Below are 16,137 nucleotides of genomic sequence, written 5' to 3'. Positions count from 1 at the left end.
GCTTATAGTCCGGTGGGCGTGGTGGCGTAGTATTGCTGAATGCTTACTGATATTTCGGCAGGCGCATAACCAATGGCGCCAGGAGTAGATCTAACAGTTCGCCGCAGCTCCTCAATGTCTTTCACAATTGTTGGGGGTGTTCCAACGCCGCTGAAAATAACCCGATCCCACTGGTCCCGGAGAACATAGGGATAGATTTTTAGCACCGTTTTGCAGAAGTGCTTGTGCAGAGGGTGGTTGTCGGGCAAGACAAAAACCTTGATGGGGGTTTGGTTCTCCCAACTGCGCTTTCGCAAGGAAAATATCGCCCGCAGGGTGCTGGTGTTGAGCTTGTCGAGATTAACGCTTTCGTGCGCAATGAGGGTAACGGGTAGATCTGTGGTGCTAGCGGCCGATGAGTTGGAGGCGAGGATGGGCCACAGGAGCAACATTGCGATGAACAAACGGGGGCGGTTCACAAGCTCTATGCCCACAGTTATGTGTCTCCGTATTAGTTAAGGCCAATGAAACGAGAAGGATCATTGACCACTGGCTTCATGCGCTAGTACTCATAAGTCGGAGATGGTTACTCATCCTCGCGAAGATGTCTGTTAGGGTAAACCGAAATAAACGTCCTTCGTCCACCTACTATAGACCGCAACTACGGTTGTTGCATGGTGTGTAAGCGCTGGGCCAGCTGTGCATTGAAGCGCATGATTCTCTCGGCGTTCGCGCCGAGATCACCCTTGCCAACGCGTGATACGGAGCGCAGGTCGATTTTGCTGCCATCCTCGGTTTCTTGCAGCCGGATGACGATGTCGTCGGTAAAGCCAAACCAGAAACTTCGGCTTGTCGCCTCTATGTGGCCGGGTTGTTGGTAGTGTATTTCCCAGCCCATGTCCTGCGCGGTGATGATGCAGAGCTGCTGAGCGCGATTCAGCGGTAAGGTAGTGGTAATACCAGCGAGATCTGGGTAGGCCGCGCGCTGTATGTCAGCGATCTCTTTGGTGTAGCGCAGCGGGTTGTCGCCAGGCTTGCGCAATGACGGCGCTGCAATAAAGCTCGGCGGTGACACCAGGTCAGTACTGATATTGTGGATCAGTGGGCGATTACTGCCGGAAAGGATATTGAAGGCCATAAAACTGATGGCGGGCAGCGCGATAACGGCGGCGCGGCTGAGCCTTTTTTTATCATTTGCATCTTTGCAGCGACGGCTAAATAGGGCGGATAGTGTGATGGCGCTTAGCGAGAAAAGTGCCGAAGCGGCAAAAATCAGTAGCCCCACTCTAAAATGGGCGAGGTCGGCTCGTACGGTAACGGCGCTTGCTACCAGCATGATCAGTGATAAATAGGCGAGCCTCTCGGCCAGATAGACGATGCGCATTGTGTCTCCCGTGTCGCAGAATAGGTGGCTAGCACGCTGAGCGTAGTCGATACAAAGGATAATTAAAATGACTTGCAGGCGGTGTTTTTGCCACTGAATTCTTACCAAAGCGTAATTGCGTCGCGCTATGTTTTTTCACGATAGCGTGATTTACTGTTCTGGTTATAGATGTGTAACTCATCGCCAGTGGGCCGATCCACTGGCGAGACTAATTTAAGAAGAAAGAGGTTTTTACGATGGGTAGAGTCGCCGGGAAAGTCTGCATTGTGACAGGTGCTGCGAGTGGAATGGGTAAAGCTGACGCAATCATGCTGGCCGCTGAGGGCGCGAATGTCGTGCTGACCGATCTCAATGAGAAAGATGGCCAAGCAGTGGCCGAACAGATCGGTGAGAAAGCCATATTTATTAAGCACGACGTGAGTAGTGAAGCGGATTGGCAAAATGTTGTGAATACCGCTGTGGAGACGTTCGGCCGCTTGGACGTGTTGGTAAATAACGCTGGCATGATGGCGCTGGGCAACATTGTAGAATGCAGCTTGGAAGACTATCGCCGGGTAAACTCGGTAAATAGCGAAGGGGTCTTCCTCGGTTGTAAAACGGCGATTCCCGCTATGGAAGCCAGTGGCAATGGCGGTTCGATTATTAACATGTCTTCAGTGGCGGCACTGCACGGTATGTCTTTCGTTGCTGCCTACAGTGCCAGTAAAGGCGCTGTGGCTGCATTGACGAAGGCAGTGGCGCTGTATTGCCGAGAAAAACGCAATGGTATTCGTTGTAACTCCATTCATCCCGATGGCGTGAAAACCCCAATGGTATTCAAAGTTGCCACCGGTGCTGAGACCGCTAGCCGTGAGGAGATTGAGTCCCTGTCTACCGAGGCAAACCCAATGTGTGAGCCCGAGGATATTGCCGCGTTGGTAACTTACTTGGCCTCGGATGAGTCTCGTTTTGTCAATGCCGCAGAGATGCTGATCGACAACGCCGCTACGGCAACGCCTCCCATCGGTATTTAATTTAGCAAGGGGTTCTCTGCCAATGCGCAAGATACAAATTTTTTTGTGGGCTTCTGGGCCCGCTGAGGACTTTTTTAACCGTGTATTGGCGGAGGTTCCGCCCGCGCTGCTGGCGCTGGAGGGGCTTAGCCGCCTGCAGCTAAACCTTGCCGATGGTGATGTTGCGGCGGCGGCTGAAAAGCGTATCGCCAGCGACGGCGTGGCATTATTTGATGCAATGTGCAGTTTTTATTGCGAGGCGGATGAAACGCTTGATCAAGCTATAGCAGTGCTCGCGAACGTTGCGGCTAAGGTTGCGGTGTATCAGGTAGAGGCAGAAGAGCCTCTGCAAAATACTCGGTGTTCGGTCGCAGCTGGGCAGCGCACCCCAGGTTTTAGTCAGGTGGCACTGCTGCGTTGTCCCGAATTTCTGACATACGAGCAGTGGCTGGGCTATTGGAAAAATACCCACACCCAAATCGCCATCGACACACAGTCCACCTTTCGCTACGTGCAAAATCGTGTGGTGTCGGGACTGAACGAGGACGGTGGCGCCTATCAGGCGATTGTCGAAGAGTGCTTTCCCGCTGAAGCAATGACCAGTGCAGAGGCATTCTACAATGCAGATGGCCAGCCTGAGCTCTGCCAGCAGCGTATGCAAACCATGTTGGAGAGCTGCGCGAAGTTCATCGACTTTAACGAAATCGATGTTCAACCCACCAGTGAGTACTGCTTTTAGCGCAAGCCGTGGTCGCGGCTCAATCTTCTTTGGGTAACTGCTTTAAGATGGACTCGAGCTTGTCTGCCAAAAAGCGGCTTGCCGCGTAGTCCATTGCCCGACCTAATTCCGCATCTACTACAATTTGAGCCAGAGGGCGCAGGCGCCATACTAACTCGGCAATTTGCGGAAACTCCTCTTTGGGCGGAAGGGGCTGTTCACCGTAGGGCTCGAGCACATGTTGGGTGACCAGTTTTACAAAGGAGTCCGCGACGGGCTGCACCTTGCCCCGCATTAGCGTGAGGATCTCCAGCAGATCTTCGAGTGGAATACCGGTTTTACACAACTCCCGGGCGACCTTGAGGGTGTTCATACTGGTCACCCGCAGCTGCGCACCGTTGACCGAGAATAAGTCTAACTCAGCCGCTTTTTTTATTGCTGTGGGCGTCAGTTTGGTGCCAAACATTTTTACCATTTCGGTCATTGGCAGGTTGATTGGGTCTTCCTTTCCCCAGGGCGAATTTATCGCCGACTCCATTCCCAGTACTTCGCTCAGGCCAATGCCTTGCTCCATTGCCGAGAGCAGTTCCCTGATTGAGGAGAGTGTATAGCCACGCTCCAACAGGTTACTAATTAGTCGCAGTCGCGAGAGGTGCTGGTTGTTGTAAATACCTTTGCGACCGCGCAGCGCGGGTGGTGGCAGTACACCGCGGTCCTGATAGGCGCGGATGTTTCGAACCGTGGTGTTCGCCGCCAAAGCCAGCTCCTCAACACTGTATTCACGTTGCTCACAGTCGCTCGTGGCATTGGCCTCCGCCCCTTGGGGTAGGTATTGAGCGATGTTGTTCATGGTGTCTTCGGGGAAATGCATTGGCTTTTTGCTGCTCGGACTGGGTTGAATGCTTGGCAGGCGCACATGAGCTGCCGTGAAAATCTATTCTAATCAAAGGCTTGAGTAATTGCAGCCTCGTTTGCGTGTCGGTACTGCACAAAAATACTGTCACTGTGTTGACAAGGCGACTGTCGCCATTTATGTTTCATCGAATAATGTAACATAATAAATTGCAACATAAGGGCATGTCATAATGGGTAGTTTTAGCATATTACGCGCGGGCGGCATAGCGCTGGCCTGCGCCGTTCCGGTGTCTTCCTTCGCAGCGAAACTTGAGGAGGTGCTAGTCACTGCCCAGCACCGCGAGCAAAGTTTGCAAGATGTACCCGTTTCCGTGAGCGCCATCGGCGGCGAAAAAATGCTCGAGGCGGGCATCAACCGCATGGAAGACCTGCAGGCCTACGTACCCAATCTCACTGTCACTGAAAGTGGTATCAGCACCGATATCTACGTGCGTGGTATCGGCACCGGCATGAACCAGGGGTTCGAGCAGTCGGTTGGGATGTATGTAGACGGTATTTATTATGGGCGCGCCCAGTTAGCCCGCGCGCCTTTTCTCGATCTTGCGCGCGTTGAGGTGTTGCGCGGCCCGCAAAATATTCTGCAGGGCAAGAACAGTATTGCCGGGGCGATCAATATTATTACAGCGTCGCCTGGCGATGAGCTTGAGGGGCTGTTTTCCGCGCTTTACGAACCAGAATTTGATGAGAAAGTGGTCGATGTGATGTTGTCGGGGCCAATTACCGACAATTTTGGTTTGCGGTTTTCTGCGCGCTTGCGGGAGTTTGGTGGCTACATGGAAGACCTCAATTTAGATATTGAGGGGCCTCAGTACGACCAAGCCACGTTTCGCTTGAAGGGCACCTGGGATGTGACAGACCAGCTGCGCGCCGAGTTAAAATACGAGCGGGGCAAGTTTGACACTGTGGGGCGCCACGCAGAGATCATCAACGATGAGCCTTCGACGTCGAGCAATTTTGTATTGGCGGGGCGGACACAATCAGAAATCCTTGATCGCAGCTTTTATCCTCCTTTTTTGGACGTTGATACCGACGACTCGGTTCGAAATAACTACCTCGATTACAAGACGCACTCCAACGGCAATTACAGCAACAACGACACCAACAACCTGACGTTGAATGTTAGCTGGGTTAGTCCAGGTGGCCATGAGTTTCGTTCTATCACAGGTATTCTCGACTATCAGTACGATGACTTGTGTGACTGCGATGCCACTGCCGCTGAGCTTTTCAAGTTTGAGCTTCGAGAGGACTATCGACAGTATAGCCAAGAGTTTCGCTGGGTCTCTCCCGGTGGTGAGTTTATTGACTATATCGCCGGGGTGTACTTTCAGCAGAATGACTTGCTGTTCAATGATGAGTTAATTCAAGACTCGAATCTGGTGGTAGAGCTGTTAAATGCTGCCGACTTCATAGAGGGCGGAGCCAGGGGCGATCTTGACCCCTTAACACTGGCTGCAGACCCCTACGAAATTCTGGGTTTTGGTGATGCGGGTAATGCCATTAGAGATATTAAAGGCCCCCGGGAATTTACCAGTAAATCCAAAATTGCCTCGGCATTCCTGCAGGCAACCGTCAATCTGCACGATACCTTGCGGCTAACCCTGGGTGGCCGTTATACCTATGAAAACAAGAAGGGAAGCAGAAAGCTGACAATTACGGATCTTGATGGCAATGAATTGCCGCAGGGTGAGGTAGACACGGTGGCAGCAATCACCTTTGCGATGGAGCGCCATGACTTACAGGGCGAGCGCAGCGAAAGCCAGTTTTCGCCGCTGATAAATGTGCAGTGGGACTATTCCGATGAGGGCATGGCATATTTCACGGCGACAAAAGGCTTCAAGGCAGGGGGCTTTGATGCGCGCTCTAACCAAACGCCAGAAGCTGAATTGACCTATCGCAACCCCAACGCACTTGCACCGAATCAAACCATTCTCGAGGGCACCTTCGAATACGATGAAGAGGAGGCCCTGAGTTATGAGTTGGGCCTGAAAACCGGCCTGTTTGACGGTGCCGCAGAGTTTAATATTGCCGCGTTCTACACCGAATACAGCGACCTGCAGATCAGTATTTTTGATGGCAGCATCGGCTTCCAAGTGGGGAATGCCAAGGAGGCTGTGACCATGGGTATCGAGATGGACGGTCGCTGGCAGGTTACAGACTATCTCACTCTCGGGGGGGCGCTGGCCTTGCTCGATTTTGAATTCAAAGATTTCCAAAATGGTCAGTGTCGCCAGGACCAAGTTCCGGATGCGCCCAATGGCCGCGACTGCGATTATACCGGGTGGTCGAATCAGTATGTGGCGGATTGGTCGGGTACCTTTATTGTGGGTTACGTGCGGCCTATCAGTCCCACCATCGGCATTGGCGCATCGCTGGATGTCATTTTCACCGATAAATACAACCCCTCCAGCAACCTTGACCCGCGCGTTGAGCAAGAGGGTTTCTACAAATTCAATGGCCGTTTAGGCGTGGGGGCCATTGACCAAAGCTGGGAGTTGGCGCTGGTCGGTAAAAACCTGACGGATGAAGTGATTGTCGTCTATGCCGCCGATACCCCACTTGCCAAGACACTGTTTGGCACGACCAGTCACACAGGGTTTATTGAGGCTCCGCGTTCAGTTGCCCTGCAATTCAGTTACCGCCTGTGAGCGCCGAGCGGCGTACGCTGAAAGAGGACAGATAATGATGACGTTGATGAAGCAGTTTACCGGCGCCGAGTGGCTGGCCGCAGTGTGTTTGATGATGCTGGCTACATTCAGCCACGCCGCAGAGTGGCGCGAAGAGAAGCGCGAGCAGGGAATAGCGGTATTCACCCGTGAAGTTGAGAACTCCGCTTTCAGGGAATTTCGCGGTGAGGCAAGGGTGGACGCGGAGATTAACCAGATTATGGCAGTGCTGGATGACACCGAGGCCTTTACCAAGTGGATGTACAACTGTCGGCAGGCGGTATTGCTCCACAAGTCGTCGCTTTTGGACCGCTATCAGTACTTGTTAAATGATTTCCCTTGGCCTGCCGCTGATCGCGAAATGCTGATTCGCAATCAAATTAGTCAGGACCCGGCAACCAGAGTGACACGAATTAGCCTGGAAAGTGTCGCCGAGGATGAGCTGCCGGCGAGCAGTCGGGACGCTGTTCCAAAGGCCAAAAGTGTTAAGCGGGTTACCGCGTTGCGTGGGTACTTTGAGTTAACGCCGCAAGAAGATGGCACAACAAACGTGGTGTTTCAGCTGCATCTGGATCCTGCCGGCGGCTTGCCCTCTGGCCTGGTTAATAGCCTGATTGTGGATAATCCGTTCGAGACCTTAAAGCAATTACGCGTTGTCGTTCAGCAACCGCAATACCAGAATTTCAATCCGTTCTAGCCCAGCGGGCCCAAAAAAATAAGTCAAAATTAATTTGACATAGATTGATGTAACATTAATTATACATCAAATGGTGTAACATAAATTGATGGCTCATCAGGAGGCGCAAGCTATGAAAACAACAGTGATGCCCGTAAGACGTAATTTAGAGTTTAATCTCCCCGCAGACCGGGTTGGCGATTGGCATGCAAAAGGGGTTCATGTCAGTCATTTCTTCAATGCGATGTCGCTGTTTTTTCCCGACGGTGAGCGCTTCTTCATCGACAGCGTGCGCGCGTATCGTGATGAGGTGACCGACCCGGAACTGAAAGAGGCGGTGCGCGGCTTTATTGGCCAGGAAGCGATGCACGGCCGCGAACATGAAGACTATAACGATGCCCTGGAACAGCGGGGCATGCCGGCAAAGCGCAACTCACGGATTGTGCTTGGCCTGCTAAACATTACCCGAAAGATTGAAGGTCGCGCAGGGCAGTTGGCAATCACAATTGCCCTGGAACACCTAACCGCGATCTTAGCCGATATTGTATTACGTGAGCCGCGCACACTGGCGGGTTCAGAGCCGCGCTTTGCCGCTATGTGGCGCTGGCACGCCCTGGAAGAAACCGAGCACAAGGCCGTTGCCTTCGATGTTTACCAGCAAGTGGTCGGCAAGGGGCCGTTGGCGTATTTTCGTCGCTGCCTCGCCTTGATCATTGCCACGCTGGTGTTCTGGGTGATGGTGATACCCATCCATATTGGCATGGTAGCCCGAGAGGGTAAGCTATTTAGCCTGACGGGCTGGCTGGGTGCATTTAATTTTCTGTGGGGCTCGCCGGGTACATTGCGCCGGGTTATTCCAGATTGGCTCGATTTCTTTAAGCCCGGCTTTCACCCCTGGGATCACGATAATCGCCGTTATCTAGAGACCGTTGACGAACTGGTCGCTGAAGTCGAAGGCTATGACAAAGCAGCCGGAGCGGCCGCGTGAACACCCTAGCGGTGCCAATTTCCGACGAGGCGGATGCGCTGCTGCAAATGCAGCAGCAGTTTTTGGCTGGCCCGCTTGCTCAGCACGATGCGGCAGTGCTTTCTGCCTGGCAGCCAAAGTCGCGTTCGCTGTGGCGCTATTTGCAGCCAATTATGGCGCTGCGAGCAGAGATGCGTCAGGCGGTCTCGATCATTGATGGTCACCGTGTTCATTACTGGGTAGGCGGACAGGCGGAAGGGCCTACCATGCTGTTACTGCATGGCTTTGGTGCCAGTCGCGAAAATTGGGCGTTTTTATTGCCGAGACTGGCGCAGACGTTTCGCTTATTGGTGCCCGATTTACCGGGTTTTGGTGTCAGCGAATTTCGCTACGGTGCTGAGTATGCACTGAGTGCTCAAGCGGACAGAATGGCGGCATTCCTGGCTAAACAAGGGGGCGGCCCTGCCTACGTGGTAGGCAGTTCAATGGGTGGGGCAATCGCCGCGCAACTGGCGGCTCGCCATGCAGAATCCGTGGCGGCGCTGTGCCTAATGAATGCAGCCGGTGCCCCCGGTAGCAGAATGAGCGTGCTGGAAAGTGGCTTGGCCGCCGGGCGCAACTACCTTGCGCCAAAACAACACAGCGACACCGCCAAGGTAATGGCGATTTGCCTACACCGCCGTCACCGGCTAATGGGGATGGGGTTAGCCTGGGCAATGGCCGGAGAAATGTGTCATCGCCACCCCGTGAATCAGTATCTTTTCGAGTCTCTCGTGACGTCATTGCACGATACATGGTGTTGTCTGCAGGGGATATCAGCACCAACGCTGGTGTTGTGGGGCGATAGCGACCGGGTACTTGATGTGAGTTGCAGTGACGCTTTTCGGCAGCAAATTCCCCAGAGCCACGTGATGGTGATGCCGGGCGTTGGTCACCTACCGATGTTGGAGGAACCCGCGGCGACGGCGAATGTGCTTCGTGATTTTTGGGTCGGCAAAATGGAACTATCACTATGAATGCGAATATCCATCAGCGAGCGCAGGACACTGTGTTGGACGTGGCGATTATCGGTGCGGGTTTTGGTGGGCTAGGCCTGGCTATTCAGTTGCAGAAGCAGGGCATCAATAACTTTCAGCTCTTCGAACAAGCGGAGGACGTTGGCGGGGTTTGGCGCGACAATCTCTACCCGGGAGCGGCCTGTGACGTGCCATCGCATCTCTACTCATTTTCCTTTGAGCCCAATCCTCGGTGGGGGCGCTTGTTCAGCCCACAGCAAGAGATTTATCGCTACCTGCGCCACTGCGCGGATAAATATCAGTTGCGGCCAAAAATTCGCTTCTCCACGCGGGTAACCGCGGCCGACTACTGTGAAAGCAGCGCTCAGTGGCGTTTGGAATTGGCAGGCGGGCACCCCGTATTTGCGCGTGCTGTTGTGGTTGCCATCGGCGCTCTGAACATTCCTCAATACCCCAATATCGAGGGTATTGAGCGCTTTAAAGGGGTGGTGATGCACACCGCACAGTGGCAGCGCGATACTAACTTACGCGGCAAGCGTGTTGCGGTGGTGGGTACTGGCGCAAGCGCTATTCAGGTGATTCCCGCTATTCAGCCAGAAGTCGGTTCACTCACGGTATTTCAGCGTACGCCGCCCTGGGTGCTACCCAAACACGATCGTCGCCTAACCGCGGATGAACACACGCGTTTTCGCCGGTGGCCGCTGTTGCAGCGGATAGTTAGGCGCCTTCAGTATGTGAAGATGGAAAGCGTCTTGCCAGCATTTATCTGGGACAGTCTATTCACTCGCTTGGGCGAGTGGGCCGGGCGCAAATACCTGCGCAGCGTTGTTAAAGATGAAGCGCTCAGAAACGCCCTGACACCGCAGTACTCGATGGGCTGCAAGCGCGTATTGTTGTCTGATGATTATTACCCCGCGCTCTGCCAGGACAATGTAAATGTGGTGGCCGACGGGGTAGCGCGTATGGATGAATCGGCGATTTATAGCAGTGATGGTGAACGGCACGAAGTCGATGCGGTGATTCTCGCTACTGGTTTCAAGGTTCCTTCTGCAGGTGCGCCAATGCCTGTTCGCGGCTTGGGTGGCCGGTCTCTTGAAGAGGATTGGGCTGAGGGGGCCGAGGCGTACAAGGGCATTACTGTGTCTGGCTACCCGAACTTGCTTTACCTGATGGGCCCTAATACCGGCCCCGGTAATACCTCCGTTATCTTCTACATCGAGTCGCAGATTCGCTATGTGCTGCAATACTTGCAGGCGCTGCGCGAACGGCCAGATTGTGGTCTGGACATCAAAGCGGATGTGCAGGAACAGTACAACAAGCGCATTCAAAACATGTTTCGTGGAACGACCTGGATGTCGGGCTGTAACAGCTGGTATCTGACCCAAGATGGCCGCAACACGACGCTATGGCCGGGGTTTTCGTGGCGCTACCGCCTGATGACGCGCCGCTTTGCCTTGTCGGACTATCGTGTTGTCGCAGCGGATAGCGCCAAACCGGCATTATCCGCTCACGAACCCCTTGCACTGGATTGTGCAGAGCTTCCCTAAGTGTTCAAAGAGGTCTATTGATGACTCAGGTAAAACAGGTTGTTGCCGTATCGGGTGCGGCGTCGGGAATTGGTTTAGCGTTGGTAAAGCAGCTTCTTGGGGAGGGCTGCGCAGTTGCAGCCTCGGATATATCAGTAAAAAATTTGGCCGCCTTGCGCCCGCTCGCGGATGAACAACACTTGCTGCTTAGTTGCGTTGACGCTGCTGAGCAGACGGCTGTTGCCCTCTGGGCCGCAGAGGTGAAAGAACATTTCGGACGGATTGATGCGGTGATAAACAATGCGGGTGTGTCGCTGAGTTGTCACGCCGCGGAGCAGCCCCGAGAGCACTTTAGCTGGCTGATGAATATCAATTTTTGGGGTGTCGTCAACGGTTGCGAAGCGTTTTTGCCTTACGTAAAGGACGCGGGCGGCTGTATCGTCAATATATCCAGCTTGTTTGGCCTGCTGGCGGTGCCGTCGCAGTCGGCCTACAACGCGGCAAAATTCGCTGTACGTGGCTACTCAGAGTCTCTCCGTCAGGATTTAAAGGGCAGTGGCGTTGCGGTGCTGACCGTCCACCCCGGCGGCATAAAAACGAATATTGCGCGAAACGGGCGACATTTTCATGACCTTCACGGCAAGGAGAGTGATTTAGACGCCACAGCGGCAAACTTCGACAAGGTGGCGCGCACCAGCCCCGAGCGGGCTGCAGCGAAAATTATTCATGCCATGCGCCGCCGCCGTCGACGTTTGCTAATTGGCAGCGACGCCGTTTTTCTGGATTGGGTTCAACGTTTATTTCCCGCCAATTACGATAGCTGGTTGGCGCCACTAATACGTTTGTCGTAACGTTTGCTTTGGGCTGCCCTCAGCCCTTTTTTCTTACTACCTGAGCGAGGGCGCTGCTGTTATGCTTGCCGGCTTGTAAATAGCGGAGGAGTGCAGGTGAGCGCTACGATACAGCTAGAGCCGTCCTGGCTTGAGGAATTGCGTGGAGAGTTCGAGCAGGAGTATATGCATACGCTGCGGCAATTCTTGCAGCAGCGTCGCGAGCAGGGGGCACAGATTTATCCTCGCCCGTCTCAATGGTTCGCCGCGTTAGACAGTACACCTTTCAAACAGGTGAAGGTAGTGATCTTAGGGCAGGACCCTTATCACGGCCCTGGCCAAGCGCACGGCTTGTGCTTTTCTGTGCAACCGGGGATAAAACCGCCGCCGTCGCTGGTCAATATTTTTCAAGAGCTGCAGAGTGATTTGGCGATCCAACCTGCGCAGCATGGTTATCTGCAGTCATGGGCTGAGCAGGGTGTGCTATTACTCAACAGTGTTCTCACGGTCGAACAAGGACAGGCGGGTGCTCATCAGGGGAAGGGCTGGGAACGGTTCACCGATGCAATCGTGTCTTCGCTAAATCAACATCGCGACGGTTTGGTGTTTTTACTGTGGGGTTCTCACGCACAAAAGAAGGGCGCTGCGATTGATTCGAGCAGGCACTGCGTCCTGAAGGCGCCTCACCCGTCGCCGCTGTCGGCCTACCGAGGTTTCTTCGGCTGCAAGCATTTTTCTCAAGCCAACGCCTATTTACAGGCGCGAGGGCAGACGCCTGTCGATTGGCGCCTACCTTCTGCGTAACGATTTACAGGTCCGGTAGCTCATAGGGAAGCGGCAGCAGTGTGACGCGGTGCTTGCCGTGGGCGGTAAAGATAGGCGAGTTCACCGCATCAACCGCGAGTACCGCCAGCAGTATGCTGTGGTCATCGGCGTTATATAGCGAAACGAGCTTGCCGATACTCTGCGTGTCACCGCCGCCAAACAGCTCCGTAGCATCGCTTTCATTTATCAAGGCGTCCACTTTCGCGGCGTAGAGGCGGCGTTTGAGTTTGCCTCGATATTGAATGCGAGCGACCACTTCCTGGCCGGTGTAGCAGCCCTTTTTGAAATTTACCGCGCCCACCAACTGGTAGTTCAATTGTTGGGGCAGGAAAAGGTCCTGTGTTGCGGCGTGCACCTCGCCGACCCCTTGCAGGATGTTATCTCTCTCCCAGTCAGCGCTATCGCATACGGCGACGCCGTCACAGAGCGCGGGCCAAAGTTCGGCGGCGCGCGTGTCGGTGAGCCAGCATTCATAGCGCAGGCCGTCGTCGTCCAGTTGAACGATGGTCGTGTCAGGGTCTACGGTGAGGCTCTCCAGCGCCGCGCTGGGGGCGGCGCCGAAGAGGGTGCGCAAACGCTGCCTGGCGCCGGGGCCAGCCACACCAATGGCAAAGCGCGTTCGGGGCTGATCACCAATTTCGGCTTTTGAGAACACAATATATTTTTTCAGCAGGCTGCGGGTGTTTTCACAAATATCGGCACGCATACGCAACAGGGCCAGCGTTTCGGAAGGCTGAGCGCCGATAAAGCTGCTCAGCACGCGGCCTTTGATATTACAGTAAGCGCCGCGGCTGGCCTGGGTCGGGGTGATCGCGCGCCAGTCGCAGCTGGTTTGCCCCTGCAAAAAAGTGCTGCTGTCAGGTCCATCTACGTGTAAAAAGTCGTACTGAAAGAGCGGCGATACCCAGTCGGCCGCGCCGTGTTGTTGCTCGCCGCTGGCCCAGAAGCCGCTCGATTTGATTTGGCTCTGGGGGAATTGCTTAGAAAGTAGCGCTTCAAATGTGCTCATGGGTCCTGTGCTACCGTTTCGTCGGTACCGTGTGGTGAATGAGGGATAGTATTCTGGTGTGACTTTCACGCCTTTCGGTTAGACGCTAACCGCTTCGCGGCGTGAATTGCCAGTGGCGGGGGAGCTTTGACTGCAATACTGGCTCAGGATCACGGTATACTATACAAGTAAATGTCGCCAATGTTGGTGGCTCTCCCTTTATGCAGTGGAAAATAATGCTTTCGGAAAACGAGATCAAGCGAATTTACTGGGCCTGCCGGCGTGGCATGCTCGAATTAGACTTAGTTATGGTGCCTTTTTTTGAGCAGCGCTTCCGGTCCCTCGACGAGCGCGATCAGCAGCGTTTCATTCGGCTGCTTGAGAGTGAGGATACTGAGTTATTCCAGTGGTTTCTGGGAACCACCAGCCCGGAAGACCCTGAGTTGGCCAGTATTGTGAATGATATCAACGCATTCTCCCGCGCCGCTAAGGCTTGAGCTGCGCGCTTCGCGTATCGGCTTTTGCGTATTTTGCCTGCTCGCTGCGTTGGCGCTAGTGCTGGCACCCACCATCGCTCCGTCGGTTGAGCGTTGGGCGGGGGGCGCCTTCGTGGCAGCGAGCGCCGTGTTGCTGCTTCAATGTATCGTCCTGGCCTACGTATGGCGGATGTGGCGAAAAACGCGGTCAGTTATTTTCGGCAACGGTTTGGTGTTGCACGCAGACGGCAGCGGTTGGCGAGCAGACATTGAGGGCAAAGTCGTGGGCCTGGATCTCAGCTGCCAGTATTTCTCCCGTCATTTACTGGTATTACAGCTTTGCGCCGATGGTCGGTGTTGGTCGCTACCGATACTAGCGGATCAACTAAGCCGGGAAGACTTTCGCGCCTTACGGCGCGCTCTGCTACATGGCCGTTGGTAACTATCACTGTCTGTCATTACCCAAGCGCTGAATTTTAGCTTGTGCTCTGATGACCGTAATTGTCAGGTACCAATACAGTGTCTTGCGCCGTGGGCAGCGTGGCGGGGTAGTCCAGCGTGTAGTGGAGGCCTCGGCTCTCTTTCCGTTGCATGGCGCTGCGAATAATCAGTTCAGCAACCATGGCGAGATTGCGCAGCTCCAATAAATCATTACTGACTTTATAATTGGAATAATATTCAGCAATTTCCTGCTGTAATAGGGCGGCGCGGTTCAGTGCCCGCTGCAGGCGCTTGTCGGTGCGTACAATGCCGACGTAGTCCCACATAAAGCGCCGTAATTCGTCCCAGTTGTGCGAAATGATCACATCTTCATCAGAGTCAGTCACCATTGACTCATCCCAGGGTGGCGCAATAAGCGGTGCGCTGAGGTCGTCGAGGCGGCTGTTGATATCTGCTGCGGCCGCGCCGCCATAAACAAGGCATTCGAGCAATGAGTTACTCGCCAGGCGATTTGCGCCGTGCAGTCCGGTAAAGGCGGTTTCACCGATGGCGTACAGTCCCTCAACATCGCTGCGGCCGCGTTGGTCGACCATCACGCCACCGCAGGTATAGTGAGCGGCGGGAACGACCGGGATCGCTTCGCGGCTGATGTCGATACCGAGCTCAAGGCAGCGCGCTTTAATAGTGGGAAAGTGCTCAAGCAGGAATTCTGAGCTTTTATGGCTAATGTCTAGGTAGACGCAGTCGCTGCCGAGCCGCTTCATTTCATGGTCGATGGCGCGCGCAACAACATCGCGAGGGGCGAGTTCTCCGCGCTCATCATAGCGCTGCATAAAGCGCTCGCCTTTGGCGTTGAGCAATTTCCCACCTTCCCCTCGTATGGCTTCGGTGATAAGGAAGGACTTCGCCTTGGGGTGATACAGGCACGTGGGGTGGAATTGATTGAATTCCATATTCGCGACCCGACAGCCCGCACGCCACGCCATCGCAATACCGTCGCCGGTAGCGCCGTCAGGGTTGCTGGTATAAAGGTAGGCCTTGTTTGCGCCCCCGGTTGCCAAAACGCTGGCGCGGGCGTGGAACAATTCCACATGGCCGCTGTCTCTGTTAAGCACGTAGGCGCCATGACAGCGTCCGTCGCGGACGACGAGGTCTATTGCGACGTGACGGTTAAATATCTCGATATTGTGGTGCTCTTTGGCTTTGGTGCTCAGCGTTGTCGACACCGCGCGGCCCGTGGCGTCAGCCGCGTGAATAATTCTGCGCTGGCTATGGCCGCCCTCCCGGGTGAGGTGTAGTTCGTTGCTGTCGTTGTCAAAACGGCTGAATTGGACACCTTGAGCGAGCAGCCAGTCGATGCTGGCGCTGCTGTGCTCAACGGTGAAGCGGACGGCGTCTTCGTGGCAAAGTTGTGCGCCGGCGTTCAGGGTGTCGCTGACATGGGCATCGATACTGTCATTTTTATGGAGGACAGCGGCAATACCGCCTTGAGCCCAATAGGTTGCGCCCTCGTTGAGCTCGCTCTTGCAAAGCACGGCGACTTTGGCGTGGCTGGCAAGCTGTAGCGCCAGTGATAGGCCAGCAGCGCCGCTGCCGATAACTAGCACATCGTGGGCATGGAAATGGCTCATTGCGGATGTTTGCTCCCGAGGCGGTCCGGCGATACTATGCCGTCGGAGTTTAAGAGGCGCAAAGTATACTGGTAGCTGCGCCGCAGACCAACACGCGTGGTGTTCTCACG

At 54.6% G+C, this 16,137-nt stretch carries 16 protein-coding genes; 11 read left to right on the top strand and 5 right to left on the bottom strand.

Annotation, left to right across the window (positions count from 1 at the left end):
- Nucleotides 1–2 precede the first annotated feature (2 nt).
- A complete protein-coding gene (locus tag HNR64_RS05870; RefSeq protein ID WP_204995606.1) occupies nucleotides 3–473 on the bottom strand; it encodes a hypothetical protein in 471 nt (156 codons plus the stop codon).
- A 167-nt stretch (nucleotides 474–640) separates the two neighbouring features.
- Nucleotides 641–1,363, bottom strand: coding sequence for a DUF1499 domain-containing protein (locus tag HNR64_RS05865; protein WP_204995605.1), 723 nt, complete (start codon nucleotides 1,361–1,363; stop codon nucleotides 641–643).
- Nucleotides 1,364–1,599: 236 nt separating this feature from the next.
- Here HNR64_RS05865 and HNR64_RS05860 point away from each other — a divergent pair, with 236 nt between their 5' ends.
- On the top strand, nucleotides 1,600–2,376 hold the full coding sequence (locus tag HNR64_RS05860; RefSeq protein WP_204995604.1) for an SDR family oxidoreductase: 777 nt from the start codon (nucleotides 1,600–1,602) through the stop codon (nucleotides 2,374–2,376).
- 22 nt (nucleotides 2,377–2,398) lie between these two features.
- A complete protein-coding gene (locus HNR64_RS05855) occupies nucleotides 2,399–3,094 on the top strand; it encodes an EthD domain-containing protein (RefSeq protein ID WP_204995603.1) in 696 nt (231 codons plus the stop codon).
- Nucleotides 3,095–3,113: 19 nt separating this feature from the next.
- Here HNR64_RS05855 and HNR64_RS05850 read toward each other — a convergent pair whose 3' ends face one another.
- The gene (locus HNR64_RS05850) at nucleotides 3,114–3,944 is read right to left on the bottom strand and encodes a MerR family transcriptional regulator (RefSeq protein WP_204995602.1); all 831 of its coding nucleotides are present in this window, start codon (nucleotides 3,942–3,944) and stop codon (nucleotides 3,114–3,116) included.
- 214 nt (nucleotides 3,945–4,158) lie between these two features.
- Between HNR64_RS05850 and HNR64_RS05845 the strand changes: the two genes are divergently transcribed.
- The 7 genes from HNR64_RS05845 to ung all read left to right on the top strand — a co-directional run bounded on the left by HNR64_RS05845 (nucleotide 4,159) and on the right by ung (nucleotide 12,470).
- Nucleotides 4,159–6,633: a TonB-dependent receptor gene (locus tag HNR64_RS05845; RefSeq protein ID WP_204995601.1), complete on the top strand. Its 2,475-nt coding sequence runs from the start codon at nucleotides 4,159–4,161 to the stop codon at nucleotides 6,631–6,633.
- Between the two features lie 34 nt (nucleotides 6,634–6,667).
- Nucleotides 6,668–7,348 (top strand): START domain-containing protein, encoded by a 681-nt coding sequence (locus tag HNR64_RS05840; protein ID WP_204995600.1) that lies wholly within the window; start codon nucleotides 6,668–6,670, stop codon nucleotides 7,346–7,348.
- 112 nt (nucleotides 7,349–7,460) lie between these two features.
- Complete coding sequence (locus tag HNR64_RS05835; RefSeq protein ID WP_239547635.1) at nucleotides 7,461–8,315, top strand: metal-dependent hydrolase; 855 nt, start codon at nucleotides 7,461–7,463, stop codon at nucleotides 8,313–8,315.
- Nucleotides 8,312–9,310: an alpha/beta fold hydrolase gene (locus tag HNR64_RS05830; protein ID WP_204995598.1), complete on the top strand. Its 999-nt coding sequence runs from the start codon at nucleotides 8,312–8,314 to the stop codon at nucleotides 9,308–9,310. Before HNR64_RS05835 ends, HNR64_RS05830 begins: the two co-directional genes overlap by 4 nt.
- On the top strand, nucleotides 9,307–10,857 hold the full coding sequence (locus HNR64_RS05825; protein WP_204995597.1) for a flavin-containing monooxygenase: 1,551 nt from the start codon (nucleotides 9,307–9,309) through the stop codon (nucleotides 10,855–10,857). Before HNR64_RS05830 ends, HNR64_RS05825 begins: the two co-directional genes overlap by 4 nt.
- 20 nt (nucleotides 10,858–10,877) lie before the next feature.
- Nucleotides 10,878–11,687 (top strand): SDR family NAD(P)-dependent oxidoreductase, encoded by an 810-nt coding sequence (locus tag HNR64_RS05820; RefSeq protein ID WP_204995596.1) that lies wholly within the window; start codon nucleotides 10,878–10,880, stop codon nucleotides 11,685–11,687.
- 96 nt (nucleotides 11,688–11,783) lie between these two features.
- Nucleotides 11,784–12,470, top strand: coding sequence for a uracil-DNA glycosylase (gene ung, locus HNR64_RS05815; protein ID WP_204995595.1), 687 nt, complete (start codon nucleotides 11,784–11,786; stop codon nucleotides 12,468–12,470).
- Nucleotides 12,471–12,474: 4 nt separating this feature from the next.
- Here the strand turns inward: ung and ygfZ are convergent, their stop codons facing one another.
- Nucleotides 12,475–13,500, bottom strand: a complete 1,026-nt coding sequence (gene ygfZ / locus HNR64_RS05810) for a CAF17-like 4Fe-4S cluster assembly/insertion protein YgfZ (protein WP_204995594.1) — start codon at nucleotides 13,498–13,500, stop codon at nucleotides 12,475–12,477.
- 215 nt (nucleotides 13,501–13,715) lie between these two features.
- Between ygfZ and HNR64_RS05805 the strand changes: the two genes are divergently transcribed.
- Together HNR64_RS05805 and HNR64_RS05800 are read left to right on the top strand one after the other, a co-directional pair.
- Nucleotides 13,716–13,976, top strand: coding sequence for an FAD assembly factor SdhE (locus HNR64_RS05805; RefSeq protein ID WP_027872700.1), 261 nt, complete (start codon nucleotides 13,716–13,718; stop codon nucleotides 13,974–13,976).
- Nucleotides 13,939–14,397 carry a protein YgfX gene (locus HNR64_RS05800; protein ID WP_204995593.1) on the top strand — a complete coding sequence of 153 codons (459 nt, stop codon included), beginning with the start codon at nucleotides 13,939–13,941 and terminating at the stop codon, nucleotides 14,395–14,397. Before HNR64_RS05805 ends, HNR64_RS05800 begins: the two co-directional genes overlap by 38 nt.
- A 34-nt stretch (nucleotides 14,398–14,431) precedes the next feature.
- Here HNR64_RS05800 and nadB read toward each other — a convergent pair whose 3' ends face one another.
- Nucleotides 14,432–16,027, bottom strand: a complete 1,596-nt coding sequence (gene nadB / locus HNR64_RS05795; protein ID WP_204995592.1) for an L-aspartate oxidase — start codon at nucleotides 16,025–16,027, stop codon at nucleotides 14,432–14,434.
- Nucleotides 16,028–16,137 lie beyond the last annotated feature (110 nt).

The organism is Spongiibacter marinus (assembly GCF_016906995.1).
Classification (GTDB): Bacteria; Pseudomonadota; Gammaproteobacteria; order Pseudomonadales; family Spongiibacteraceae; genus Spongiibacter; species Spongiibacter marinus.
Note: the sequence above shows the minus strand (reverse complement) of the source record. Positions and strands in the feature narration are given on the sequence as shown.